Origin of the sequence: Moorena sp. SIO3A2, from assembly GCF_010672265.1 — a bacterium.
Lineage (GTDB): Bacteria > Cyanobacteriota > Cyanobacteriia > Cyanobacteriales > Coleofasciculaceae > Moorena > Moorena producens.
Genome location: NZ_JAAHHC010000046.1, coordinates 19,477 through 46,330 on the forward strand (window position 1 = coordinate 19,477; position 26,854 = coordinate 46,330).

The 26,854-nt window shown below is 43.6% G+C and carries 23 protein-coding genes; 15 read left to right on the forward strand and 8 right to left on the reverse strand.

Features of this window, described 5'->3' with window-relative positions; translation table 11 throughout:
- Positions 1-62: 62 nt before the first annotated feature.
- The 3 genes from F6K64_RS30875 to F6K64_RS30885 all read right to left on the reverse strand — a co-directional run bounded on the left by F6K64_RS30875 (position 63) and on the right by F6K64_RS30885 (position 2,384).
- Positions 63-452, reverse strand: coding sequence for a type II toxin-antitoxin system death-on-curing family toxin (locus F6K64_RS30875; RefSeq protein ID WP_008189890.1), 390 nt, complete (start codon positions 450-452; stop codon positions 63-65).
- Entirely contained in the window at positions 449-955 is a 507-nt protein-coding gene (locus tag F6K64_RS30880) for a hypothetical protein (RefSeq protein WP_008189891.1), read from the reverse strand. The genes F6K64_RS30875 and F6K64_RS30880 overlap by 4 nt, the downstream gene beginning before the upstream one ends.
- A gap of 172 nt (positions 956-1,127) precedes the next feature.
- Entirely contained in the window at positions 1,128-2,384 is a 1,257-nt protein-coding gene (locus F6K64_RS30885) for an ATP-binding protein (RefSeq protein ID WP_008189893.1), read from the reverse strand.
- Between the two features lie 349 nt (positions 2,385-2,733).
- Between F6K64_RS30885 and F6K64_RS30890 the strand changes: the two genes are divergently transcribed.
- The 12 genes from F6K64_RS30890 (at position 2,734) to F6K64_RS30945 (ending at position 17,917) form a co-directional block, all read left to right on the forward strand.
- Positions 2,734-3,069 (forward strand): cation:proton antiporter subunit C, encoded by a 336-nt coding sequence (locus F6K64_RS30890; protein ID WP_044495399.1) that lies wholly within the window; start codon positions 2,734-2,736, stop codon positions 3,067-3,069.
- A complete protein-coding gene (locus tag F6K64_RS30895; protein ID WP_287267382.1) occupies positions 3,066-4,502 on the forward strand; it encodes a cation:proton antiporter in 1,437 nt (478 codons plus the stop codon). Before F6K64_RS30890 ends, F6K64_RS30895 begins: the two co-directional genes overlap by 4 nt.
- Positions 4,499-4,888 carry a Na+/H+ antiporter subunit E gene (locus F6K64_RS30900; protein ID WP_287267383.1) on the forward strand — a complete coding sequence of 130 codons (390 nt, stop codon included), beginning with the start codon at positions 4,499-4,501 and terminating at the stop codon, positions 4,886-4,888. The genes F6K64_RS30895 and F6K64_RS30900 overlap by 4 nt, the downstream gene beginning before the upstream one ends.
- Positions 4,885-5,160 carry a hypothetical protein gene (locus tag F6K64_RS30905; RefSeq protein WP_008189901.1) on the forward strand — a complete coding sequence of 92 codons (276 nt, stop codon included), beginning with the start codon at positions 4,885-4,887 and terminating at the stop codon, positions 5,158-5,160. Before F6K64_RS30900 ends, F6K64_RS30905 begins: the two co-directional genes overlap by 4 nt.
- Positions 5,161-5,343: 183 nt before the next feature.
- The gene (locus F6K64_RS30910; protein ID WP_008189903.1) at positions 5,344-6,420 is read left to right on the forward strand and encodes an RRXRR domain-containing protein; all 1,077 of its coding nucleotides are present in this window, start codon (positions 5,344-5,346) and stop codon (positions 6,418-6,420) included.
- 408 nt (positions 6,421-6,828) lie between these two features.
- A complete protein-coding gene (locus F6K64_RS30915) occupies positions 6,829-7,107 on the forward strand; it encodes a monovalent cation/H(+) antiporter subunit G (RefSeq protein ID WP_008189907.1) in 279 nt (92 codons plus the stop codon).
- A complete protein-coding gene (locus F6K64_RS30920; RefSeq protein WP_287267385.1) occupies positions 7,100-7,774 on the forward strand; it encodes a DUF4040 domain-containing protein in 675 nt (224 codons plus the stop codon). Before F6K64_RS30915 ends, F6K64_RS30920 begins: the two co-directional genes overlap by 8 nt.
- Positions 7,774-8,436 carry a Na(+)/H(+) antiporter subunit B gene (locus tag F6K64_RS30925; RefSeq protein ID WP_071102633.1) on the forward strand — a complete coding sequence of 221 codons (663 nt, stop codon included), beginning with the start codon at positions 7,774-7,776 and terminating at the stop codon, positions 8,434-8,436. The genes F6K64_RS30920 and F6K64_RS30925 overlap by 1 nt, the downstream gene beginning before the upstream one ends.
- Before the next feature lie 231 nt (positions 8,437-8,667).
- The gene (locus F6K64_RS30930; RefSeq protein ID WP_071102634.1) at positions 8,668-9,117 is read left to right on the forward strand and encodes a DUF29 domain-containing protein; all 450 of its coding nucleotides are present in this window, start codon (positions 8,668-8,670) and stop codon (positions 9,115-9,117) included.
- A 204-nt stretch (positions 9,118-9,321) separates the two neighbouring features.
- Positions 9,322-10,701: an RNA-guided endonuclease InsQ/TnpB family protein gene (locus F6K64_RS30935; RefSeq protein ID WP_287253910.1), complete on the forward strand. Its 1,380-nt coding sequence runs from the start codon at positions 9,322-9,324 to the stop codon at positions 10,699-10,701.
- A 524-nt stretch (positions 10,702-11,225) separates the two neighbouring features.
- A complete protein-coding gene (locus F6K64_RS30940; RefSeq protein ID WP_287267387.1) occupies positions 11,226-12,602 on the forward strand; it encodes an ATP-binding protein in 1,377 nt (458 codons plus the stop codon).
- 461 nt (positions 12,603-13,063) lie between these two features.
- On the forward strand, positions 13,064-17,917 hold the full coding sequence (locus tag F6K64_RS30945; RefSeq protein ID WP_287267389.1) for a WD40 domain-containing protein: 4,854 nt from the start codon (positions 13,064-13,066) through the stop codon (positions 17,915-17,917).
- A 267-nt stretch (positions 17,918-18,184) separates the two neighbouring features.
- Here the strand turns inward: F6K64_RS30945 and F6K64_RS30950 are convergent, their stop codons facing one another.
- Together F6K64_RS30950 and F6K64_RS30955 are read right to left on the reverse strand one after the other, a co-directional pair.
- A complete protein-coding gene (locus tag F6K64_RS30950) occupies positions 18,185-18,436 on the reverse strand; it encodes a hypothetical protein (RefSeq protein WP_287267390.1) in 252 nt (83 codons plus the stop codon).
- 452 nt (positions 18,437-18,888) lie between these two features.
- The gene (locus tag F6K64_RS30955) at positions 18,889-19,296 is read right to left on the reverse strand and encodes a hypothetical protein (RefSeq protein WP_287267393.1); all 408 of its coding nucleotides are present in this window, start codon (positions 19,294-19,296) and stop codon (positions 18,889-18,891) included.
- A 742-nt stretch (positions 19,297-20,038) separates the two neighbouring features.
- Between F6K64_RS30955 and F6K64_RS30960 the strand changes: the two genes are divergently transcribed.
- Together F6K64_RS30960 and F6K64_RS30965 are read left to right on the forward strand one after the other, a co-directional pair.
- Positions 20,039-20,269, forward strand: coding sequence for a hypothetical protein (locus tag F6K64_RS30960; RefSeq protein ID WP_071102638.1), 231 nt, complete (start codon positions 20,039-20,041; stop codon positions 20,267-20,269).
- Positions 20,270-20,420: 151 nt separating this feature from the next.
- Positions 20,421-20,969, forward strand: a complete 549-nt coding sequence (locus F6K64_RS30965; protein ID WP_137985254.1) for a hypothetical protein — start codon at positions 20,421-20,423, stop codon at positions 20,967-20,969.
- Between the two features lie 147 nt (positions 20,970-21,116).
- On the opposite strand, the gene F6K64_RS30970 is transcribed toward F6K64_RS30965, so the two are convergent.
- Positions 21,117-22,406: a glycosyltransferase gene (locus F6K64_RS30970; RefSeq protein ID WP_287267396.1), complete on the reverse strand. Its 1,290-nt coding sequence runs from the start codon at positions 22,404-22,406 to the stop codon at positions 21,117-21,119.
- Positions 22,407-22,736: 330 nt separating this feature from the next.
- On the opposite strand from F6K64_RS30970, the gene F6K64_RS30975 reads away from it, so the two are divergent.
- Complete coding sequence (locus tag F6K64_RS30975; RefSeq protein WP_008189940.1) at positions 22,737-23,522, forward strand: Uma2 family endonuclease; 786 nt, start codon at positions 22,737-22,739, stop codon at positions 23,520-23,522.
- A gap of 319 nt (positions 23,523-23,841) precedes the next feature.
- On the opposite strand, the gene F6K64_RS30980 is transcribed toward F6K64_RS30975, so the two are convergent.
- Entirely contained in the window at positions 23,842-24,909 is a 1,068-nt protein-coding gene (locus F6K64_RS30980) for a M42 family metallopeptidase (RefSeq protein ID WP_008189942.1), read from the reverse strand.
- Between the two features lie 319 nt (positions 24,910-25,228).
- Positions 25,229-26,299 carry an SGNH/GDSL hydrolase family protein gene (locus F6K64_RS30985; protein ID WP_008189944.1) on the reverse strand — a complete coding sequence of 357 codons (1,071 nt, stop codon included), beginning with the start codon at positions 26,297-26,299 and terminating at the stop codon, positions 25,229-25,231.
- Between the last annotated feature and the right edge of the window lie 555 nt (positions 26,300-26,854).

Genomic DNA, 26,854 nt, shown 5'->3' on the forward strand with positions numbered 1-26,854 from the left:
ACACAGCAAAGCGCTAGAGCATCGGTTTAGTAATCAAAATCAAAAAATATTGTTATTATTACTTACACTTCCTGGGAGTTACCTGCAATCCAAGTAGCTATAGACTCTTGATTTTCTATTCCTTCTACTAAATTATTAATCTTGATCACGGCTTCTTCTTCTGCTGCCACTAACTCATATCCGTTTAAACGTAAAAAAACGTCGATGACAGCAAGGGCAATTCGCTTGTTACCATCGACGAAAGGATGATTTTTTGCCAAACTAAAAGCGTAGGCTGCTGTCAGATCAAACAGACTAGCACTATCACTGTAAGCAAATAAATGTTTAGGTCTAGCTAAACTACTGGAAAGTAAATTCGGATCTCTTAATCCAAAACATCCGCCATGCTCTAGGATTAACTCGTCATGGATAGCTATTACTGCTTGCTCTGGCACCCAGCGAGGCTCTTTCACTTAGCTAATTCCCGAAAAGCATTGCGATAGTTTTTGCGAGTTATCGCGAAAGCTTCCATTGCTGCCTCGAATTCAGAATTATCTGGAATACTAGCAGGATTTGACACTGTAATACTCATTTCCTTTTGAAGCTGAACCAGAAGTTGCTGAATTGGGACTGATTCTTGAGCTATTTCCTTAGCTGAAGCTACAGAGTCTGAGGCATTTAACACCGTAATAAAATTCCGAAGGTCTTCTTGATAACTCTCGGCTGCATCTTCAAAATCAGACCCAGCGCAATTGAGGCGTTCTCCTGGGTCAGCTTGCAAAATACCACGAGCCTTCTTGTAAGCCTCTTCCAAGGGAGCCAAACCCTTAGCCAAGAAATGAAGATTGGAAACACCGGAGGGAAACTCCTTCCCAAGGGCATTTAACTCACCCTGAAGTTCCGCTGAGAGTGAATCCTCTAGCTGAGTTAGGGCGACCAAGAAGGCTTTGAGGGTGATTGCATCTAGGGAGTTCATGGCTTGAAGTGTGCGTTTATTAGCTCAGGCAAGTCAAAAAGGATAAAGCGTCTTTCATTGGGCATCATAGATAATACCCAGAGTGTAGCAAAAAAGTAGTAAACATAACACAGAATAAAAATGCGATTGACCTACAGTCACGCTACTTGAGGTGCATCTACTGAATTTGAGATCAACTTAAACGCTGGCAAAGCCACAAAGCAAACAGAGGTAAAGCCAGTCGGTAGCCTTGCTCGGAGCCATAAATCAAACCTTTGTGCTGCAACCCAGCGATCGCTCCTTGGAGAGAACCCCCTCTCGATAGGTAATGCTTTTGAATGTAATCTCGACTTTGTGGCTTGTCGGTAGGGTCTAGGGCCAGGGATTCTAAAAGATGGGCTTGATTAGCTGGAAGCAGCATCAGTAATGACTCGAAGACCATGGATAAGTCCGCTAGCAGTTCTTGGATGGCCTGCTGAACATGGCCATCACGAATTAGCCCATCAGAAACTCGTACCGACTTGAGGCGTCGCACCAGTGCCGAAGCATCACCGAAGTGTCCTTGGACGGCATTGACAAAGATTTCCAGTGCTTGCGATCGCGGATCGAAGGTCAGCCGTTGCGTATGCAAAACTTCAGTTACCCAAGCCGCAACCACATCATTAGCTAAAGGAGCCAGCTGCACGATTTCCAAATTATTCCCTGGTTCATGGGGATAAATACTAGTTTCTGCAATCGTTGCCACTAGTACATAACTTACCTGAGTCTGACCCTCGATCTGTTCCCTCAAAAATTTTTCCCACACCCCATGACGATCCCAAGAGCGGATGTGGGGGAAACTTTCCAAAATCAACACTACCCGTTCCCCCTCAGATTCAGCTAACCTTTGCAGGAGATCGAGTAATGCTTCAAATGCTTTCCGTTGCAGCTCTTTGCTCTGGATCCGAACTGGTTTAAGTCCCTCTGTGCCACTGGCTTCATCCTTCAGGACAAATAATTCCGCTGCCTTACCTTCAATCCAATCTGCCATTAGAGCTTGAACCGTTGCCATTGGAAAGGTCTGGTTTATGCTCTCCCACAGCAGTTGCACAAAGCGCTGACCATCCGTAACCCGGATGCAGTCAACCTCCAGGATTTTAACTCCAACTTCCCGTGCGGCCCGCCTTACCAAAGTCCGCCGTCCGCTTCCGGGCACTCCCACAATCAGCAGATTGCCATCACGGGCTAAAACTTGAGTGATGCGCTGGAATTGTGCTTGCCGCCCAACCAATTCAAATGGTACTGATAAATCCAAAAGATTCACGGCTAATGCATCCCGATCCCAAGTGTAGACATCCTTCGGCGGCACACCTTCACTAGTTGGCAACCCCCCAATTGTATCGCTAACTGTATCGCTGACATCCTCAGGGCTGAGGTTAACCATTGATTTGCCATCAGTCGATTCTGTCATCTGCTATTGCCCGTGTTTTTCCCAATTCCAAGCTCAAACCAAAACCTTGGTGTGGCATGAGTCTATAGTTTACCTTGGAACTTTTCAATAGTGCCAATAGTTCCTAGCACTATTAAAACGTGCTATATATTTTATAGCACTGTTCGACAGTATCATTCTTTAATGATCAGGACTTACGCAAAGCCCCCTAAATCCCCCAATTCTGGGGGACTTTGACATCATTACCCCCCAATATTGGGGGGCTAGGGGGGCGAAATCCCCAATTTTGGGGGGCTAGGGGGGCGAAATCCACTTAACCGCTTAAGTCCTGCATAATTACCACCAACCCTTACCCAATAGGCAAAAACCCGTGTTAGAAGCATTCATATTTGCCACAATATTGTGCGGATTTTTCGGCATCATCCTGAAAAAGAACCTGGTTATGAAAATCATCTCTATGGATATCATGAGCACGGGGGTGATTGCCTATTACGTGTTGGTTGCATCCCGAGATGGTTTATTCACACCCATTCTTTCAAACGTCGAAAATAGGGCTTACGCAGATCCAGTTCCCCAGGCAGTGATCTTGACAGCGATTGTGATCGGCTTTTCGATTCAAGCCTTGATGCTAGTAGGTGTTATGAAACTGGCACGGGACAATCCCACCCTGGAAAGCAACGAGATCGAGAATAATAATACCCCATGAGTACCATTACCATTGCCTGGATTGCCCTACCGCTATTTGTGGGATTCAGCATTTATCTGATCCCCAAACTTGACCGATACCTCGCCCTAGGCGTTGCCATGGTTTCGGTTGAATATGGGACACAGCTATTTCTTCGAGCAAAATCGCCATTAACCTTACAGCTGCTAGATAATTTCGGTGTCACATTACTAGTTGATCAATTAAGCGCCTTTTTTATCTTGACCAATGGGCTGGTAACGGCAGCAGTCATCCTCTACTGTTGGCAAAGTGGTAAAACAGCTTTTTTTTATACCCAAACCATTATTTTACATGGCAGTGTCAATGCCGTATTTATCTGTGCAGATTTGATCAGTTTATACGTAGCATTAGAGGTAATCAGTATTGCTGCGTTTCTGTTGATTGCCTATCCCCGAACCGACCGATCAATTTGGGTAGCCTTGCGCTATCTTTTGATCAGCAATACAGCCATGCTGTTTTATCTGATCGGCGCAATTTTAGTCTATCAGGCCAATCATTCCTTTGCCTTTGAAGGCTTGGGCGGAGCAACTCCAGAAGCTCTTGCCCTGATCTTTCTGGCACTGTTAGTCAAGGGGGGAATATTTGTATCAGGATTGTGGTTACCCTTGACCCACTCCGAATCTCAGAGCCCAGTGTCGGCCTTGCTATCGGGAGTTGTGGTCAAAACGGGAGTCTTTCCACTGTTGCGTTTTGCTCTGATTGTGGAGGAACTTGCTCCCATCGTCAGGATATTTGGAGTGGGGACAGCGCTTCTGGGAGTAGGCTATGCCGTCTTTGAAAAAGATACCAAGCGTATGCTGGCTTTTCATACCATTTCCCAGTTAGGCTTTATCCTCGCCGCACCAGAAGTCGGGGGCTTTTATGCCCTGACCCACGGCCTGGTGAAAGGGGCGCTCTTTTTAATCGCGGGTGTTTTGCCCAGCCGCAACCTCAAGGAACTGCAACATCAGCCGATTAATACCCAAATCTGGATTGCCCTGGCTATAGCTAGCTTCTCAATTTCCGGCTTTCCCTTGTTGTCTGGTTTTGGGGCGAAGGTGTTAACCATGAAGAATCTAGTGCCCTGGCAAGTTATCGGTATGAATATTGCTGCCCTAGGAACAGCCATATCCTTTGCTAAATTCATCTTTCTGCCCCATGGGGATGGCAGCCAAGGGCAGGTAAAGGTCGGTTTTTGGTTAGCGATGATACTGTTGCTCGGTGGGCTGATTGCTGCCAATGGTGTGTACTACCAAGCATATAATTTTGCCAATATTATCAAACCCCTGGCAACCATTGGTCTGGGATGGTTGGCATATTTTTTGATTTTCAAACGATCTGTACTCAAGCTACCCCGTGTGCTTGAGGAATTTGACCATCTCATTGGGGTGATGAGTTTAATGTTAGTCTTATTGTTCTGGATGGTGTTTGCATGATTGGGCATCTAAATCTAATCTTACGACTGGTTATCTGGTTTTTGCTCACTGCCAATCTGAGTCCGTCAAATATCATGATTGGGATTGCGATCGCATTCCTATTACCAGGACGCCCCAAAACCCCAGAAGCCTTAAAGGATTGGCTGCGGGTGCTGGGTGAAGTGATAGTGGCGATTCCCCAGGCATATATTGAGGCATTTGAAATCATGCTCCGTCCCCATAACCACGAAGATGTGATCATGGAAGGAGTCAAACCCCAACGGACCCCTGGGCTAATATTCCTGGATATATTCCTGATCACCTTTACACCAAAAACCATTGTGTTGAAATACCACAAAGATGGCAGGTACGAAGTACACCGGGTTCGACGGAGGAAAAATCGATGACACTAATCCTGATTGCCATGATTCTGGCTTTGCTCATCCCCATTTATGAGGCTTGGCAAGATGATGATATTTGGCAAAAAATGTTGGCATTTGCCAGTATTGCCACCAAAACATCCATCATGATCCTAGTGGTATCTGTTTTGCGCGATGATTGGATGATCGGTGTTGTCGGGGTGATCATCCTGAGTGTGGGGAATGCTGGATTAATGCTACTGGCACATGTAATTAAACGAGTCAATAACCCCAACCTAAGAGGATGGGGCGAGGGATGACGACCAACTGTCCGTGTTTGACTAGACCATTGAGCCGAATTTTGGTACGAACATCCGGATGCTTCCCCAGTCCGGATCTCTTCAAAACTGTGTCGTCAGTTGCTCTTAGACAGGACATCTTAGATTCGGTGGTCGAGGGGACGGGTAATCAACCCAAATACTTTTCTCGTGAGGTTTATCACCATGCTACGAGTTCCAGTTATTTCACCTGATGGCAAACCATTGATGCCTACAAAAGCCTCTCGTGCTCGGCGTTGGCTTAATCAAGGTTTAGCTGTTATTTACCAAAACGATCTAAATGTTTTTGCTGTTCAGTTAGTCAACCAACCGTCTGGAGAACAAACTCAGGACATTGCTATTGGGATTGATCCTGGAAAGATGTTTTCTGGTATTGCTGTTCAGTCAAATAATGCCACTCTTTGGACAGGGCATTTAGTGTTGCCGTACAAAAAAGTCCGCGTACGCATGGATACTCGACAAATGATGCGAAGAACTCGTAGAAGCCGTCGAATAAACCGCAAGGTACCTTACTCGCAAAGGTCTCATAGACAAAAACGATTCTCAAATAGAGTAAGCAAAAAGGTACCTCCTTCAATTCGAGCAAACCGCCAGTTAGAGCAAAGAGTAGCCAAAGAACTTAGCCTTTTGTACCCAGTAAAAGCCATCGTTTATGAAATAGTCAAGGCTAGAGGAAACAAGGGTTTTTCTCCTGTTATGGTAGGCCAATATTGGTCAATATCTCAGCTAGAAAAAATAGCCCCAGTCACTCAAAAACAAGGCTGGGAGACTGCTCTAAAAAGGGAAGCGTTAGGACTAGTCAAGGACAAAACCGACAAAAGTCGGCAGTCAGTCAACACTCATGCGGTAGATGGGATAGCTTTAGCTGCTACTCATTTCTTCCGGCGCAAGAATTACTATCACAGCAAAGGCAAATTGAGTGTTCCAGAAAACTGCAATATAACTAACACTTTGATCTTTGTGATTAGACGTGCTCCTATAAGTCGTCGTCAATTACACCTGTTGCAATTTTCTAAAGGTGGAAAACGGCGCAAATACGGTGGAACAACTACTAGTCATGGTTTTCGCAAAGGAGATTATGTTGAAGCTGTTAAAGCCGGAAAAGTAACCCGTGGTTGGGTAAGCGGTGAAACAGCAAGACAGGTTTCTGTGAGCGATATCGATTGGAAGCGGATAGGACAATTCACCGCCCGGAAAGTCCGACTCCTAAAACGTTCAACGGGCTTAATTGTAAACTACTAATTGGAGGCGCGGCTTTCCTCCCCACCCTGTAGAGGGATGGGGTATCCAGCCGCGAAGACTGATGAGTGATGTATAGACTTCTTTCAGAAGTAGGGAACAGGGAACAGGGAACAGGGAACAGTGGACAAGAATTCACGAAAAGCGATGCAGTCGGCCAAAGGGGGTTACCCCCACTCGCGCTTTGCATCAAGAACAGTATCAGAAAACTACTTTTTCAAGAGGTCTTATAGCAATTTGCATATAAGTTAATGATGAAAATGGGGCAAACACAATAAAATTTACTTCTTAATTGGCAATAATAAATAACTTATGTTGGATGCAAAATGCTCTATTTACTGTTCCCTATTCCCTGTTCCCTGTTCCCTAAAAAACTATAAATATGTACTTAACAAAGTCGCAAAACGCTATATGATTAATGCACTGAGTTACACTTGCATAGGTGTCGGAATCCTATTCTGGTTTTGGGGAACCTTTCCCCTAATCGGTCACCGATCAGTATTATTCAAGCTGCATAGTCTTTCAGTGGCAGATACCCTGGGATCGATGAGTATCATCGTCGGGCTGCTCCTGAAGATACCCAGTGAATGGCCGCTGCTGATTCTCGCCATTATCTCCTTGGCGATCTGGAATACAGTGTTGGGATATGTGTTGGCTTACTGTTCCAGTAGTGGGGGTGACAATGACTGATAGCTATATTTATGTCATAACCGCCCTACTGCCTTTGTCCGCCTGCATGCTGGTATTTCAGGTCAATCCATACCATGCTCTGGTGATCCGAGGCATACTGGGAGCGGTGGCGGCTTTGGTCTATGCAATGTTTGGGGCAGCGGATGTGGCTTTGACTGAAGCGTTGGTGGGTACAATGCTAGCCATTACCCTCTATGCGGTTGCGGTGCGTTCATCCTTAACCATGCGTCTGGGAGTAATCCAAGACTGGGAAGAAGTTGAGGCAGATGGGGAGTCTTTAGCAGAGGGCAAGACCAAACCGGATTTTGGGGAACTGATGGATGACTTACGGACAATTCTGAGCAAACACTATATGCGCCTTGAGCTGGTAACCTACACAGATAGGGAGACCTTGCACCGGGCGCTGATAGAAAAAGAAGTCCATGGGACCTGTACCGAAGATGAGGGATGGCTGTTTGAGCAAGACCAGAGGGGATTAGCTCAAGGAGCTACCCAGAAGGCATCACCACAGGATGATCAAGACCAGGTAGGGCAAGAGTATGAAACCCTACCTTATCACACCCAGACCAGGGTTCAACGCCTCTATGAGATCATGCAAAGTGAACTTTCATTATCGGCGACAAGCTTGAGTTATGTAAATGTACCAGAGGCAGGGGGAGATCATTAATGAAATGGATTTACATTGCAGCAGGGATAGCGCTGTACGTCAAATTTATGGTTTTGCCCAATCCAGCGGCAGACTTATCAGATCTCTCTATCGTCGAATCCGTTGTACAAGATACTGGAGTGCCCAATGCGGTTTCGGGTATCATATTCCGGAATCGGCTCTATGACACCATCTTTGAAGTGGTGGTATTTACGATCGCGATCATGGGAGCTAAATTTCTACTGGCGGATGAAAAGCCGTTCTGCACGATCTATCAATTTACCGATAAACCATCCATTGTTCTAGCCCGTCTGGGAGCGACGATTGCTGCGTTGGTAGGTATCGAACTAGCGATTCGGGGGCATCTGAGTCCAGGAGGTGGCTTTGCGGCTGGGGTGGCGGGGGGAACCGCAATCGGTCTGGTTGCCATTACCTCATCATTCCAGTGGATGCAGGCAGTCTACAAGCGTTGGCAAGCTGCTAGGTGGGAGAAGATTTCAGTTTTGATTTTTATTGTACTAGCGGTTATAACCTTGACGGGAGTAGAATTACCCCACGGGGAGTTGCAGACACTTGTCAGCGCTGCCGTCATCCCCATACTCAACATCTTGGTTGCAGTAAAAGTTGCTTTGGGTTCGTGGGCAGTTATTTTGGTTTTTATTCATCATCGGGGATTGCTATGATCGATTACAGCGGTTTTCAATTCAGGGAACAGGGAACAGCGGATCACTGGAACAGAACAAAAATTATGTGTACCTTATAGTTATGAAAAACGGTGCGCTTGACCCGTAATTAAATTCGCCACGGGTCGCACCTCTGCATCGCTTTCTTATCCCCCACACCCCACACCCCACACCCCACACCCTACTCCCTACTCCCTACTCCCTACTCCCTACTCCCTATTCCCTTTGCTGATGAAATCTCAGATACGTGACTTAAAACAACTTTATGAAACTGAGTACGATCAGTGGTTAACTGAAACAGTTAAGCGACTGAAAAATCGTCAATTAGAAGAATTAGATTATGACAACTTAATCGAGGAATTAGAAGCCTTGGGACGCAGCGAACGAAATGCTGTTAAAAGTTTACTGTTGCAGATAATCATTCATCTAATGCTTTACCAATTTTGGGAAGCAGAGAGGGGTAGAAATGCTAATCACTGGGCGGGGGAAATTATTACCTTTCGAGTTCAACTAGAGGATAAACTTACCACTAATTTACGAAATTACTTAGCCGAGGAATTACCCAAGATCTACCAAAATGCTTTATTGATTGTCCAGAAGAAAACTCAGCTTAAGTCTCTACCAGAACAATGTCCTTATTCCTTTGAGGAATTACTGGATAAGGATTGGTTTCCCAAGTGATATAGCAGTCTCCAATCTTGTTCCTCAACGACGGGACTGACCAAATCCCCCAAAGTTCTACCAAAATATCCAGAAATGTGAGAGCCCTGCGTCTTTAGACCGGGGATGAAACAGAGCGACGGGATTAATCCCGTCGTATCCATAAACTTGGGAACTCTTTTAGTTTTAAATATGTCATAATATGTATAAGGAGGTGATAGCAAAATGTATAGGACAATTCCAGTAAAAGCAATATTCACAGATGAAGAAAAAGCTTTTTGGCTATTTCAAGGCGAACAAGCGAATAGCTTATGGAATTGTGCTACCTATTACTCCAAGCAAAAACATTATACTTGGCTAAAACAGCAACCAGAAGCTTTTACTACTTACTGGAAAGAAGATGTGCTGCGTTATGGTTGGAAGACGTATAAGTGTAATGTTAATTACGCGGAACTTTGTAAAGAGCTAAAAGATAATCCTCATTACAAAGCGATGGCGGCTCAATCAGCACAGCAAACTTTAAAGTCTGTGGCTGAATCAATTACAGGTTATAACCAATTAGTCGGACTTTATTATAAAGGCCAGGTAGATAGACCAAGACTTCTTAGATATCGCCAAAAAGGCGGGTTGACTGGTGTGACTTTCCCGAGACAAGCTCTTACCTATAAAAAAGGCTTATTTTATCCCTCTGTCAGCAAAGAGAGTAAACCAGAACTGCTAACAGAAATTGTACTAGAAGCTCCAGATTTTATAGATCCAGATTGGGTCAAAGAGGTGACAATTCGCCCGTACCTGGGAGAATTATGGATTGATTGGGTGATCGACGACGGGAAGCAACCAGTCGAGAACAACCCCAATCTTGATTATTCACAGGCTTGGAGCTTCGATCATGGTGGGGATAATTGGCTAACCGGAGTTTCGACCCATGGAAAGAGCCTGATTATTGATGGTCGGAAACTCAAATCCATGAATCAGGGGTACGCCAGATTGGTTGCCAAATATAAAGCCGGTAAATCAGATTTTTACTGGGATAGCAACCTGGATCGTGTCCAACGGAAACGCAACAATCAGATGCGAGATGCGATCAACAAGGCAGCCAGATTTATAATTAACAGATGCCTCAATGATCGTATTGGAAACTTGATAGTTGGATGGAATGAACGTCAAAAAGATTCATCAAAGATGGGGAAACGGGGAAATCAGAACTTTGTAGTTATTCCCACTAAGAGGTTAATCGAAAGACTAAAGCAACTAGCCTGCGAATATGGAATAAAACTAACGATTACCGAGGAAGCGTACACCAGTAAAGCGTCTTACCTTGACGACGACAGCCTCCCAAAACATGGCGAAAAACCCAAAGGATGGACACCGTCGGGCAAAAGGGTAAAACGTGGATTATACAAGTCTTCTGAAGGGCACCTAATCAATGCTGACTGTAACGGGGCAGGCAATATTGCTAGGAAAGTAGCTGCACAGTTAGGAATTGACTTAACCAAGGCAGGTAGGGGATCAATGACAGTCCCACACCGGTACGATCTGTTTAACTCTCTTTCTAGATCGTACAGGACAAGAAGTGAAGTGGCACGGGTTCACCCTGCCACGTAACAACATTGTAGAATCCCCCGTGCTTTAGCCGGGGGAGATGTCAACTTTACCCGCAATCGACGCAAGGGGAGTCCGGCGCAATACTTTTGGTTCAGTATCGGAAATATAGCGATTTCTATCCTAATGAGGTAAACAAGATTTTTCCCTGTTCCCAGATCCGCTGTTCCCTGCTCCGAAGTCCCTGCTCCCTGCTCCCTAAAACCAAGGTACCCGATCGGGTACTGCTTCTAGTCTGACTGATGAGCCACACTAGGAGTAGGGAGTGTGAAGGGAGGATAGCATTTATGAAATTTCAGGCAACTTTCTGCGCAGCTACGGCATCATATACCATCAGGATTGAGAATAATGTTACGTTTTATTGCAGTTAATGGAAAATGTCAATTGCATAATGTGTAGCTATTAAGTCGATAAATTATATAGAGGCTGTATATCCGTTTGCAGCGTAAATTGGTCAGCGATGTCGATCTGGCAGATATCGGGGTGTAATCTGACAATAGTCAATTCGTCTACCGGGGGGAAGTTTAATGACAGTGAATTTCAGCAGATTTTTTCGGGTCTGTAATCCCAGTAAAACCCTGAATGTGGGGAGGGCTGAAGACCAACAATATTACATTGATTTTTCCAAGGTGCGGGGCAGCAATATTATTCGAGAACTCAGACGCACCATTACCTTCTCAGAAGACGAACCCACCTGTCAGTTGTTTACCGGACACATGGGCTGTGGCAAGTCTACCGAGTTATCGCGATTGAAACGGGAATTAGAACAACAGGGATTTCATGTCGTCTATTTTGAGTCCTCTAATGACTTGGACCTGGCAGATGTAGAGATCAGTGATATTTTGCTGACCATTGCTCGTCAGGTGATTCAAAGTCTGGAGGACGCTAAAATTAGACTCCAACCCACCCGCTTCCGAGGGTTAGTGCAAGGGGCGGCTAAGTTGTTAAACTCCGAGGTGACCGGGTTGAAATTCAAAGTTCCTGAGTTTCAGGCCGCTGGTGTAGGGGTTAACATACCTGATGAGATTGGCATCAGCTCACAAGAGGGGGAGTATTCCCTAGCCTTTGGGATTGGGGAAATTACCACCAAAGCTAAGAATTCTAAGGACATTCGCTCCCTATTGCGACAACATCTAGAGCCACGGGTCAACAATATTGTAGAAGCGATTAATACAGAACTGATTGAACCAGCTCAACAGCAGCTGCAACAGCAGGGTAAAGCTGGACTAGTGGTGATTGTGGATAATCTTGACCGGATCCATAATAAACCTAAGTCAGGGCAACGCAATCAGCCAGAATATTTGTTTGTAGACCAGGGGGAGTATCTTAATCAACTCAAATGCCATGTGGTCTACACCATTCCCCTGATTTTGGCATTTTCCAATGACCAAGAAAACCTCAGGAATCGCTTTGGTTGTGAGCATTTACTGTTACCGATGGTACAGGTACAAGAACCAGATGGTAGTCCCAGTGATGCCGGAATTGCTTTGCTGCGAGAGATGGTCTTAGCCAGAGCCTTCCCAGATGTGGAGCCAGAGCAACGGATCGGTTTAATTACAAAAGTGTTTGATAGCCCACAGACCTTGGATCGGCTGTGTCTAGTTAGTGGGGGTCATGTCAGGAATTTGTTGGTGCTGCTCCGTAACTGCCTCAGGAAAGACGAACCGCCTTTATCTCGTAACTTGGTAGACAGTGTGATTAGTCAGCGTCGCAATGAATTGAGCAGGGCAATTACACCAGATGAGTGGGAATTGCTCAGACATGTGGCTGAACACAAAACTGTCAGGGGTGAGGAGGAATACCAAATCCTGTTGAAGAGTTTGTTTGTGTTTGAGTATTGTAATGGTCACGGATGTTGGTATGATATCAATCCGGTGTTAGCTGATGCCAAAGAGTTGAATTAAAGCTAAATATAATATCAGCTATCAGCCGTCAGCTGTCAGCTATCAGCTATCAGCCGTAAGCTATCAGCTATCAGCATTCAGCATTAACCTCTACCTGAAATTACTCAGTTCCATGACTCCCTGTGTAAGCATTCAGCTATCAGCTATCAGCTATCAGCTTTTAAATAACACAATTAAGCATTCGTTTAATCTTTGTTACGTCAGCTGAATGCTGACGGCTGACGGCTGAATGCTGAATGCTGAATGCTGAATACTTACCTCCCTGTCCGGTTAAAGGGCGTGAATCAAGGGATAAAATATCATGCTCATGAGGTACACATAGTTGTTTACCACTCCCTCCCTTAGCCGCGCCCAGTTTAATCCCTGCTCCCTGCTCCCTGCTCCCTGCTCCCTGCTCCCTGCTCCCTGCTCCCTAAAACCCAAGACTTTGTGCCTCACCCAATTGAGAAATACTATAAGTCATGCTAGATACAACCGCAAATCACAACCAAGATTCCTTGAGAGAACTAATCCGACTGATTACTTTTTCTCAGGGAGAATTTTCGTTGATTTTGGCGGTTGGTAACTATGGGGTATTGAGGACACAAATTATTGAGCAGTTGCAGGAGCAATGTTCTATTCCGATCAGGGAGCTGGTCTTAGAGCAATCGGTTAAAACTCTCTATACCACTATTGTGGAAGAGCTAGGTCCGGAACAGCCAGAGGCGTTGATGGTATCTGGGATAGACTCAGTAAGTTGCATAGAGGAAGTGCTGACAGCAACTAACCAGATTCGGGAAGAGTTTCGGAACTTTCGGTTTCCACTGGTGTTGTGGGTGACGGATAAGTTGCTGCAAATGCTAATTCGGTCAGTGCCAGATTTCCACAGTTGGTCAAGCTGTGTTGAGTTTGTGATTAGCAGCGGTCAATTAATTCAGTTTATTGAGCAAACCACTGATCAGGTGTTTGCCAAGATGGTAGCTTCCCGTGAAACTGAGTTTTTGCAGAGTTGTACTCTTAATTTAAACAAAGACTCTGGATCCTATGTGGAATTACACTCAGCACGACAGGACCTGGAAAAGCGGGGAGTGGCCTTAGCCCCTGAGTTAGAAGCAAGTTTGGAATTTGTGCTTGGTCGAGTGGCTGATAATTCTCAAGAAGAGTCTCGACAGCATTATGAGCGCAGTTTAGCTCTGTGGAAACAAACCGATAACCTGGAACGCCGTGGACATGTACTATTCTGTTTAGGCTTGTGGTGGGCTGGTTATGCACTGTGGCATCAAGCTGAGAAGGAGCAAGCTTGTGAACAAGCAAAAGTTTATTTTCAGGAATCGGTTGAGGGTCTTGAGCAGGCTAACCGCCTCGACTTAGCTGCCAAATATATTAATTTTTGGGCAGAGGCACTTCGGCACCAGTCAAATTGGGAGGAGTTAGAGAAAGTTGCCAACAAAGCCTTGGCGCTCCATCAAACCTATTCTGATCCGTTCAGAATGGCACAAGCTTATGGCTTTTTGGCTGAAGTAGCCCTAGCCAAATCAGCCTTTAAAAAAGCGCAACAGTATTCCAAACAAGCGCTTTTTCTGCAATCAACGGCATCAGCTAAGATAGTCAATCCCTCACCGGAACAAGAAACTTTTTTAGACTGGAACAAGTCTTTTGCCAAGGGTTGGTATTTATTTTCCTTGGGGCGAGCACTGCTTGGGGCTATGCGATCGCAAAAACATGTTGGTCAATTACAAGCAGCACTTTATAACTTGGAAACCGCGAGAGCAGAAACCAAACCCCACTATGATCCAGAACTTTATATTGGTATCTTGAAGGAATTACATCAGGCCTATTGCCAACAAGGGCACTATCTCACTGCCTTTAAGATTAAACAAGACCAACAGGGGATTGAGAGCCGGTTTGGGTTTCGGGCATTCATTGGTGCTGGTCGATTGCAGCCTAAGCAGCAGGTAACTAACCCAGTTTTAGCAACGGTTGAGTGCTCAGAAAGGATAGCGCCAGAAATTGCGGCTTCTGGCAGGGAACACCATGTTAATCGTCTGATTGAGCGCATGGAACAGGAGCGCTCTAGACTAACTGTGATTCATGGACAGTCCGGGGCGGGGAAAAGTTCGATGATTGAGGCGGGATTAATACCAGCATTAGAACGGAAAACCATTAATACCCGTTGGGTATTGCCGGTTTTGCAGCGAGTTTATAGGAATTGGATTCAAGCACTAGGCAAATCCTTAAAAAAGACGCTGAAGAAGAGACTAAATTTAGCATCTGTATCTACTAAGCTTGATTCAACCGCCCTCATTCTTGAGCAGTTGCACAATAATGCTAGGCAAAATTTGCTTACTGTTTTAATATTTGACCAGTTTGAAGAGTTTTTATTGGTTTGCTCAAACCCCAAGCAGAGGCGAGGTTTTTATGAATTTTTGCGAGACTGTCTGAATATTCCTTATGTAAAGGTAATCTTGTCTGTGCGAGAGGATTATTTACATTGCCTGTTGGAATGTAATAAGTTTGGAATCGATTTAGAGGTTATTAATAACAATATTTTAGATAAAAGGATTCTGTTTGACTTGGGGAATCTTACCCCACCAGATGCCAAATTATATCTTGAAGGCTTAACGGAGCAAACTCAGTTTCCCCTAGAGCAAGCACTGATTGATAAATTAGTGGAGGATTTAGGCAAAGAATTAGGGGAGATTCGACCAATTGAGTTGCAAGTGGTAGGGGCGCAACTGGAACGAAACCAAATTACCACCCTACAACAGTATCAACATCTAGGAAATCACCCAAAAGCTGAATTAGTCAACCAATACTTAGAAGAAGTAGTGGAAGCCTGTGGTGCTGAGAACAAACGGGCGGCTGAATTAGTGTTGTACTTACTAACGGATGAAAACAACACCCGCCCTCTCAAAACTCGCCATGATTTGGAAAAAGAATTAAAAGCCTTGGCAGCTGATGTAGACACAGAGCTAAAACGATTAGATTTAGTGTTGGAAATTTTTGTTAAATCTGGCTTAGTGCTGCTGTTACGAGAGATTTATAGCGATCGCTATCAATTAGTCCATGATTATTTAGTAGATTTCATTCGACAACGACAAGGGGCTGATATGAGAGCAGAACTTGAAAAAGAGCGAGAAGCCCGACAACGGCTTCGGAAACGGTTGCTGATGGGGTTAGGGGGATTTAGCCTGGTGATGACTATATTAGCAGCTATCGCCATCGGGCTGTGGCAATCGGCAGAATTCCACGAAAAACGGGCAACCCTTGCTAAACTAAACGCTAAATATCAGCTATCTCTTCTTGTAAATAAAAATCAGCTTGATGCCCTTTTAAGCAGTATCAAGGGAGGGAAAGGATTAAACCATAAAATAGCCAAATCAGAAATTGGAAAAGAGACTGTATCTAACCTCTGGGAAGCAGTCAACTTAACCCAAGAACGCCATCGTTTAGATGGACATCAAGGTAGTGTCTTGAGTGTTAGCGTCAGTCCTGATAATCAGCTAATTGCTTCAGCTAGCTCTGATCAAACCATCAAACTGTGGAGTCGTGATGGCAAATTCATTAAAGACTTAAAAGGACATGAGGATAGAGTGTGGTGCGTCAGTTTCAGCCCTGATAATCAAATCATTGCCTCTGCCAGTAAAGACAAAACCGTTAAACTTTGGGGTCGGGATGGAAGGTTAATTAACACCTTGACAGGACATGATAAGGGGGTGAAGTGGGTAAGTTTTAGCCCGGATGGTAAGACCATTGCTTCAGCCAGTGGTGATCAAACTATTAAACTCTGGAACCGTGATGGGACTTTGCTCAAAACCTTGAGAGGACATCAAGATGCTGTATTGAGCGTTAGTTTTAGCAATGACGCAGAGTTAATTGCTTCAGCTAGTAAGGACAAAACGGTAAAACTCTGGAGTAGTGACGGTACATTCATCAAAACTATAGAAGGGCATAACAAGGCTGTTTGGAGTGTAATTTTCAGTCCGGATAGTCAGACCATTGCTTCAGCTAGTGATGATCAGACCGTGAACCTTTGGAACCGTGATGGAACGTTAGACAAAACCTTGGCAGGACATGATCATCCTATCAACAGCGTCAGCTTTAGTCCTGATGGTGAGTGGATTGCCTCAGGGAGTAGTGACGGAAAAATAAAACTCTGGACTAGTAATGGTACACCAATTTCAACCCTTCCTGGTCATAAAGATATTGTCAATCAGGTTAGTTTCACTCCGGACAGTAAGATGCTAGCCTCAGCTAGTGTTGATTTCACTGTCAAACTTTGGAGTCTTGACCAAACCTTGCCTAAGGTTTTCCAACCTACCTATAAAGTATATGGTTATGGTGCTAGTTTTAGCCCGGATGGTGAAATAATTGCTTCTGGTAGTCGGGATGATAACACGGTCAAACTCTGGAACCCCAAGAAGCAGATTAGAGAACTCACCCTCGAGGGACATCAGGGTTTTGTGAAGGGGGTTGATTTCAGTCCCGATGGTCAGTTAATTGCCACCGCCAGTGATGACCAGACGGTGAAACTCTGGAATGGCCAGGGGAAAGTGCTACATACTCTAGAGGAGCATAGCGCTCCAGTTAATAGCGTTAGTTTCAGTCCTGATAGTCAAATCATTGCCTCTGCGAGTGAGGATAGCACAGTGAAACTCTGGACCAGGGAAGGGAAATTGCTACGTACTTTAGCGGGAGATAAAGGACATACAGATGCGATTAATCGGGTTAGTTTCAGCCCCGATGGTCAGTTAATTGCCTCTGCCAGTAATGACAAGACAGTGAAACTCTGGAAGCAAGACGGAACTTTCATGACTACCCTTAATGGGCCTAGCCAGTTGTCCTCCCTTAGTTTCAGCCCCGATGGTAAGCGCATTGTGGCAGGTGCTGCCCGTGGTTTTATCGTAATTTGGAGTCGTAACGACATCTCCTGGCAGCAATTCGAGCCTAAAGAAGGAGTAGGGGATAAAAAAATTGTTGTAGGGCATACAAAAACTGTTCATGATGTCAGTTTCCACCCCAAAGGAGACATTATTGCTTCTGCTAGTGCGGACGGCACAGTTAAACTATGGGACCCCAATGGAATTTTAATCGCAACGTTAACCCAGGGTTCTAAACGTGTGGAGTTTGTGAATTTCAGTCCAGACGGTGAAACCCTAGTCTCGATTAACGCACCTAATCGAGTGAGTATTTGGAATTTAGATTACAGTCAATTCAACGATGTGAATTCTTTACTGAAGCGTGCTTGTGATCAGATCGGTAATTATTTGAACAATAATCCGAATGTGAAGACAGAAGACAAAAAAATATGTCAGGGAATAGAGGAGCAAGAGTAAATTAGCTTTTAAGGCAAAAGGCAAAAGGTATGCATACTAAAGGCAATACTAAAGAAGGTTTTATAGCAATGTTTATCCTTAATAAGGGGCAGGGGAATAGGGAACAGAAATATGTTTTAACCTTTACTTCGACTGCTATAAGGAAAGCATCGCTAGTTGATTAACTCTTGCCTCTTGCCTCTTGCCTCTTGCCTTTCCTTAAGGGAGTACCTTCACCTATCAAATAAGAATGCTATGGATATGATCAATCTCTAGCTGGAGCGGACTCTACTGAATTCCCGATTGTGGGCTGTCGTAGCGTGGCGGGATAGGATCTTGATCTCCGGGCTCTCTAGCGCTAGCAGCGGTATCAAATATAGTGTATTTAAGGAATGAAACATCCTCCAATAGACTATTGCCAGTAGAGTCAGGTTCGGTGATTAAGTTCCAGGAAGCTGTATCCATAGCTAAAACCTGAGTAGCAGTGATTGTCGATACTGCTGTTATCCCTAGTAGGGAAAGAATTTTGTAACGTTTCATAAGTGGACTCCGTGGGTTCTCTGCTAATTCCAACTAGATTAATATATACATTTTTCCCAGATTGATGGCTCAGATCAGGATATTTTCCAGGTTTATGGATCAGATCAGGAAAGTCTCTGAGTGTAGAATATCGTAGCTTTGGCGGCTTTGACGAATCTGCGGATAAAAAGTTCCCCATGAAGAATTTAGAATGTAGAATTAAGAATTTAGAATGTAGAATTAAGAATTTAGAATGGTGAATTAAGAATTTAGAATTGATAAGTCTATATTAGGTATTATTCTTTATACATTATACATTATACATTATACATTATACCTTCAGCCTTCAGCCTTCAGCCTTCAGCCTTCAGCCTTCAACCTTCAGCCTTCAGCCTTCAGCCTTCAGCCTTCTACATTCTCAATTCTACATTCTTAATTCTACATTCTTAATTCTACATTCTACATTCTTAATTCTAACAACTTTTAACCTTAGAGCAGAGCTGATTTAATAACTCCTTTGGAATGGCCTCGAAATTTTCTAGCAGGAAATCCATTAAGGCCAGATGATGCAAAGAATCGGAAGAGGGAGTTTTATAGCGAGCACCTTGAGCCAGCCAGCTGTTGACAGCGTAAGTTGAGCGGCAGCAGATGTTAGCGATGTCTTCTTGGTTAACTTGCCATTTCCAGTAAAACTCCTGGGGGGTCATGGATAGTCGGCAGTTGCTGTATAGGTAGATCAAGATTTCTTCTCGCTCGGTGATGGGACCAGGAATTGAATGTGGCTGTGTGGATTGGCTCCTGGCAATTTGGGCAAGGCGGTCTAGGGCTCGCTGACAGTTAATCAGATGATTCAGATGGTCATTTGAGCGATTTGTTGGCATGATGTAATTACCTCACACATAGCTTGTGACTGGGGACATAAGCCGCGCTTCTTGGTTGACGTGAAAAGCGCGGCTTTTTGTCCATAAATATTATGGAAATATCGGACATTTTCATTATTACTAATATTTTGGCAAATGTCAAGGATCTTTTTAGATTTTTGCAACATTTTTTTACAAATTTAAAAATTGATTAGCTTGGGGGTTTGATATATAACAAATATCAATTTTATGATGTATTTTTGGATTATATTTTAGGGAGCAGGGAGCAAGGAGCAGGGAGCAGTAGGAAAGAGCTTGGAGGATTGTTTGATGTTATGTTAAATTAACAAGATTGTTAATAACCTATTGATAAAGCGGCTTTGATATTAATCAACTTACAGATTTACCGCCAACAAACACACAGAGAAGCACGCTAGCACTAAGGTATTTGTTGGTGGGTATCTGCTCAAAATGCGATCGCATTTCCCTAGGTTTAAATTGTAAATTAATTATAAATAGTCAGTTTACGGACCTGGGACTAGGGCGTGTTGTCAAACTGGTTGTATCCTAAACAATAAGCGATGGCAGAGTGCATTAATGAATCGAGTCAACTTAAGTAATCAGCCCTGGGAGAGGTGACCAGAACACTATGGAAAGTGGGTGCATCGTGGGAACATGGTTTTATCGGTGGCAAAAAGCCGGGATAGCGATCGCTCCAGCGTAACGCACCGAACCTGTAAAGACACCCACAGCATAAGGATAGATGACTGAATTCCAGATTCGCTTAGCTCAAATTTCAGATGTAGAACCTATCTTGGCATTCTGTCAATATACCTGGGAACATCAAAAAGATTACATGCACTTAGTGTTGGATAAACGGATTAACAATCCTGAAAATAAAGTTTTTGTAGTTACTCTTGATGATATCCCTGTGGCAATGCAGCAAGTAGTTATTTTGTCAAAACAGGAAGCTTGGCGAAGTTCTTTGTCTTGATGCAGTCGCTCATGGGGGAAACCCCCAAGACCGCGCTGCATCGCTGAGAGTAGATCGTCGCTATCGAAGGCGAGGTTTATCTAAATTATTAGATTCACATATAAATAATTATTTATCTCAAGTCAATATTCCTATATTACGTTACTGTGTCTTGTCTGACAATGAAATAATGTTGAAAATTGTCTCTCGTCGAGGAGATAACAAAATCGCTAATTATAGTATATATAAAGCTAATATTTTGGCTTCAAAAATCAACAAATTGTTTAAATTAGAATTGAAAAACTTTGATGATATTTGGTCTTTGGTAGTTAGAGAAAATTTATTAGATCATAAACAAAGTTTGTACACAGAAAATATTGGCAAATGTCAAACCCTTACTCCTGAGTTATTAAAAGAGTGTTTGATTGCTGGAAAAGTTTTCGGATTAATACAAAATGAACGTTTACGAGGTATAGCTATTCAAAGTTACTCGGAAATTTCAGAGGAAGATTTTTATATTGGTTATCTTCATGGAGAGCCAGAAATCTTAACAGAGCTTCTCTGTGAATTATGTAAATTAGCCTATTCTTTAGGTAAGTCAGTGGTTAAAGGTCTTTTTCCGTTGAATGATAGTTTCGGCGATGCTCTTTCCCAAGCTGCTTTTCAAAAAATAAATCAAGGTGAAATAGGGATATATCGCTCTTCTTTCAAACCGGGTTGATTCCTTGGGTGCATCTCATTGTTGCTGTTTGAACCGGTGGGTGGAATGGGCATCAGGCGTGGAACGGGCATCAGGCCTGGAATGGGCATCTTGCCCGTTACAATGTGAGCACCATAAGACATAAAATTATTCCTTGTAATAATTCTATTATTGTTTTGTTGAAGCCAAAACTGGTTTACCTGTATCCACCACTTGTTCTACAATATCAGCCGCTCGACTCACTCCCCCTGCTCGTTTAATTGCCTCTTGTAGCCTCAAGGCATTCTTTTTATAGGAATCTTCCGTTAAGACCAGTTTGATAGCCTTTTGTAGCTTATCCACGCTCAATTTTTTCAAAGGTATGACTTCTCCTGTTCCTGTCCAAGCGATCCGGGCTGCTATTCCAGGTTGCTCGTTGGTAATGGGAATAGCTACCATTGGTACTCCATTACTTAAAGAGTGTAAAGTCGTATTCATTCCGGCATGAGTGATAGTCATAGTCGCTTTTTGTAATAGTTCTAACTGAGGTGCATAGCCAACAACTATGGGATTGCCTGGAAAGTCTGGCAAATAGTCTGGATTAACTCCCCAACCTAAAGTTATTACTAATTGAGCATCCAATCCCACACAAGCTTCTGCCATCATTTTAAAAACCCAAAGGAGCCGATTTTGCAAAGTTCCCAGAGAAGCATAAATTAAGGGTTGTCCAGTTAATTTTTCATAAGGAAAGGGAATTGATTCTTGACTAACTGAATTTGGATAATGATACGGACCTGTGAAATGAAAACAAGACGGTAGTTCTTTTCTGGGAAATTCAAATTCAGCAGGCTGTTGACTAATTTGAGCCAACTGTGAAGAGTATTGATTGGCGTTATTATAGGTAGATAAATTCCAATGCTTACGATGATAATTAATAACTTTTTTCAGGGATTCACCTATAATATTAAACAGTTCATAACCCACTCGGTTGCGTAGAACTCCCCGCCATGAAGGGTCATAATTCCAGGACATGCTAAAGGGAGGAACGCTCATTTCCCGATTGAACATTAAGGCACTGCATACAGTTACAAAAGGAATGTCTAGATACTCAGCGATAGTTCCTCCTGCTGGAGAAGCTTGATCTACTAATAACAGCTCTATATCTGCTGCTTTAATTACGTCTGGAGCATCCCGAAGAGACATTTTTGCTACATTGACAATCCAATTGATTGTATACTGGAATGCCTTAAATCCACTGAGATTACCTAGTTGAGTAAATAAGTCTTTTGTGGCTCCTTTGGGAAAATCCGACTTGCCAATCAGCTGAAATTCTAATCCTGCAGCTAGAGCTTTTGGTTGAGCGTCTTCAATGCCGAATACAGTGACGCGATGACCACGCTGTTTCAGTTCGTAACCTAACGTAGTCATAGGGTTAAGATGACCAGAAGCAGCAGGACAAATGATGCCAAAATGAGTCATGATAGTTGCTCAGTAAAAGACGTTACCCCGATTTAATGGGACTTAAGCCAAAAGTCAACTCAAATTTAACATAAACTGGCTTGCTAAGGGATGAATAGGTACCGAGACTTGTCTAAGCAGTAGAATGTAGAATGTAGAATGTAGAATGTAGAAGGTAGAAGGTAGAAGGTAGAAGGTAGAAGGTAGAAGGTAGAAGGTAGAAGGTAGAAGGTAGAAGGTAGAAGGTAGAATTTAGGATACAGACTTCAATTATAAATTCTAAATTATAAATTCTAAATTCTAAATTAGTAAGATAGAATAGGATGATCAGCTCTGGTAACAGTATTTCCTATGGTTCAGCAGCTTACTCCCAGCACCGATGACATCTTATATCCCGAAAGTGACGGCAAACCCTTGGCGGACAATACCCTTCAATTTGAACTAATTACTACCATTAAGTATGGCCTGGAAGCCCTATTCAAAGATGACCCCAATGTATTCGTTGCCGGGGATTTGTTGTGGTATCCAGAACTTGGAAAACCCAAAATCAATCAAGCCCCGGATGTGATGGTGGTTGTGGGTAGACCGAAAGGGCATCGGCGTTCCTACAAAACCTGGGTTGAAGATAACATGAATCCCCAGGTAGTATTTGAAATAGCCTCATTAACGAATACCATCAAGGAATTAGAAGAGGATAAACTCAAGTTTTACCAGAACCATCAAGTAGAAGAGTACTATCTTTTTGATCCAAATCGGACAAAACTAAAAGGCTGGTTGCGTTCAGCCGAAAAACTAGAACCAATCCCCCAGATGCTGGGTTGGGTTAGTCCCCGTTTAGGAATTACCTTTGAGTTAGTAGGCTCGGACTTGGTGCTGTATTATCCCAATGGCGAGCCTTTTGCTACGTATTTGGAAATTATTGAGCTCAAAGAACTTGCTCAACAACAGGCAGAGCTCGAAAGGCTAGCAAAAGAACAAGAACGCCAACGGGCAGACCAAGCGGAGGAAGCTTTAGAGCTTGAAAGACTCGAAAAAGAACAGGAACGTCAACGGGCAGAGCAAGCAGAAGCTTCCTTGCAAGCCTTGCTAGAGCAATTAAAAGCAAAGGGCATAGATCCAGAACAGTTCGAGCTATGAACCCCACCATTTGGATATAACCCTACTAAGAATGTAGAAGGTAGAAGGTAGAATGAAGAATGAAGAATGTAGAAGGTAGAAGGTAGAAGGTAGAAGGTAGAAGGTAGAAGGTAGAAGGTAGAAGGTAGAAGGTAGAAGGAAGAATGTAGAAGGAAGAATGTAGAATGTAGAATGTAGAATGTAGAATGTAGAAGGAAGAAGGTAGAAGGTAGAAGGTAGAAGGTAGAAGGCAGAAGGTAGAAGGCAGAAGGTAGAATTCAATTCTAAATTCTAAATTCTAAATTCTAAATTCTAAATTCTAAATTCTAAATTCTAAATTCTAAATTCTAAATTCTTCATTCTTGATCACTGAGGAAATATAGGTTTCAAGAATCTCGATACAATTTGCGATCGCACCCAAATGAGAAATTTCAAAACCATGGGTATTTTGGGTAGGAAAACTCAAGCAAGCAGCGCGAGCAACATGACCAAACTTCATGGCGATGGAAGCATCAGAGCCAAAACCATCAATAACAGCTAACTGAATCGGGACCTCACAACTGTCTGCCGCTTGTTGCAATTCCCGATTTAGCCCTTCATCGTAGATGCCATAATTATCTTGAGAGAGCAACACTGGTGCTGGTCCATCTTCGATGGGATACTCCGCAGACAACGGACAAATTTCCAGAGCAATCAAAGCATCTAGAGATTGATTCTGAGTAAAATACAAAGCCCCAATTGCCCCTACTTCCTCCTTTGCTGATGCCACCAAATAAGTATCAACTGCGGGAGTTTTCAACCGTTGGGCTAAGGTTAGCAAAATCGCGATGGATGCTTTATTATCCAGAGTATAGCTAGCAATATAATCCTTAAGCCGCACAGGTCTCTTACGATGTTTACCAACCACCATACGAGTCCCTGGACGCACCCCAGCCTCTGCCAATTCTGTAGCACTACATTTCGTTTCAATCCAGGCATCTTGCCAACGTAGAGGAGCATCATCCTGCAACGCTTTTTGGGGAGATTCATGGGAAACATGACGTGAGCCAAAAGATAGAATACCACTAATGGTATAGTTATCCCCCAACAGATCCACCACACCCTCACCATAAACCCAAGGAAAAGAACCCCCCAACCGGCGCACTTCCACCCGTCCTGCTTCAGCAATCCGTTTAACAATGGCACCAATTTCATCTTTATGAGCAGTAATCGCAATGGGACTAGCACCAGCATCCTTACCAGGGATTTTCGCAATGACATTTCCAGCCCGATCCTGCCAAGTTTCCACCCCTAAAGCTTGAAACCGATGCAGTAACAATTGGTCAATTTCCTCTTCCGCACCACTGGGGGAATGGTGCATAACTAACTCTTCTATAGTTTTGAACAGTTGGTCGTAATTGTTAGTCATTGTTGGGAATAGGGAACAGGGAACAGGGAACAGGGAACAGGGAAGAAGAATTGACGAAAAGCGATGCAGAGGTGCGACCCGTGGCGAATTTAATTACGGGTCAAGCGCACCTAAGCTGTCTTGGGGAGCCAGTTGCTCATCTGATATCATATCGAGATAATTACCCTTAATAACAAACTCCCCAAACTCCCCACACTTCCCACACCTCCCACACTCCCCTGTCTTTCCCGATTCCCGATTCCCGATTCCCGATTCCCAATTCCCGATTCCCGATTCTAAATTCTAAATTCTAAATTCCCTATTCCCGATTCCCTATCCCCTATTCCTTCTTCCTGATTCCCTTAGAACCTATCCCTAAAGCCCCCAAGGCGAATAGACCTAAAGCCGTTGCTGGTTCAGGAACATTAGCTGGGTGTGAATTGTTATTATCTGGGTTTGGATCGTTCAATGCTGACAGGGCTAAATCCGCAATGATTCGATAAACACCAGTAGTTGGATGTTGTAAATCCCAGAAGAAAAACTCCTCGGGATTCTCACATACAAATTGTGCTGGTATATTCAAACAAGGACTAGTTACATTGGTGAAACCAAATTCCGTCGGCTGAGCCAGAATTTCCCTAAATATAGAATTAACATCAACCGGGATGATATTGACATCTGAGTCGGGAGTCTGACTGAATTGATCGAGTAGTTCAGACAAACCAGAGTTATGGTCTTCTGTCAAAGTGTTGAGGGCATCGCTAGTACCAGGAACACGCCCATCAACTCCCAGAGCAATGGGCGTATTGCCCAAATCTGGCAAGTTAACTACCATAATATTCTTAGCCCCAACCTCAGTCAGGTCTTGCAGTGCATCTGACAAATTTGCCAGAGTGGTGTCAGTTTCTGTAAATGGTTCAAAACTGCCTTGGTTGGGTAGATAATCATTAGCACCAGCCCACACTATATACAGAGCATCTGGGTCAGCCGACTGACCGGCTTGTATCAGGGGAACAGTAAAGGCATCAATCTGTGGTTGCAATCCTGGTAAAACTACCAATCCAGAGGAGGTAACAGGGGCAGTTTGTCCAGTGCCTGTAGTAGAACCACCAAAAGCGAAGTTAATGCCAACAGTCGGGATAGCACCTGAGCCAATAGTGGTAAACAGAGTGGGGTTTAATTCCAAATCCCCTGCGAGATAATCCACCCAGTTGGGACCATTGGAAAAACGTCCCTCAAAATAAGGTGGACTGGGGGGAATTCGCTCTGCGGTGGCATTGAATAAATTGCCTTGATCAGAGAGGCTGTCTCCAAAGATATACATCTTGCTAAACAACTCGATAGCATTTGCCTTGAGGGGCAACATTAAAGAGAAAAAGACTAATCCTGTAGCAGCAATTTGTGTCTTCATGATAGTTTTTTACCTTAATTGCAGATAATTATCTCAGATCATGTCCGATTTAATACTTATCCTTCTTGGTTGATAGTAAATTGAACCTTGAAAATTAACTAACCATAAGCAATTAGCAATTCAAAATTCAAAATTCAAAATTCAAAATTCACAGGCATCGGATCAACCATTTTAGACGTGATTAACCGGACTTGATATCATGTCTGGCATTGACACACTTTACCAATCACCACTAATTACTAACCAATGACAATACCTGTTAGGAATTGTGCTTAAGCACAACTAAAAGCTGTTTTCAACTGTTTTTTAGTGAGCATTCAGCCCTCAGCGGTCAGCTATCAGCTTATTTTATTCAAAGGTGCGCACCTAAAAGCACCGATTGCGCTACGCACAAGCTGCGCGAACAGTAGCACCTCAAGTAACCCATAAGCTGATAGCTGATAGCTGATAGCTGATAGCTGATAGCTGATAGCTGATAGCTGATAGCTGATAGCTGATAGCTGATAGCTGATAGCTGATAGCTGATAGCTGATAGCTGATAGCTGATAGCTGATA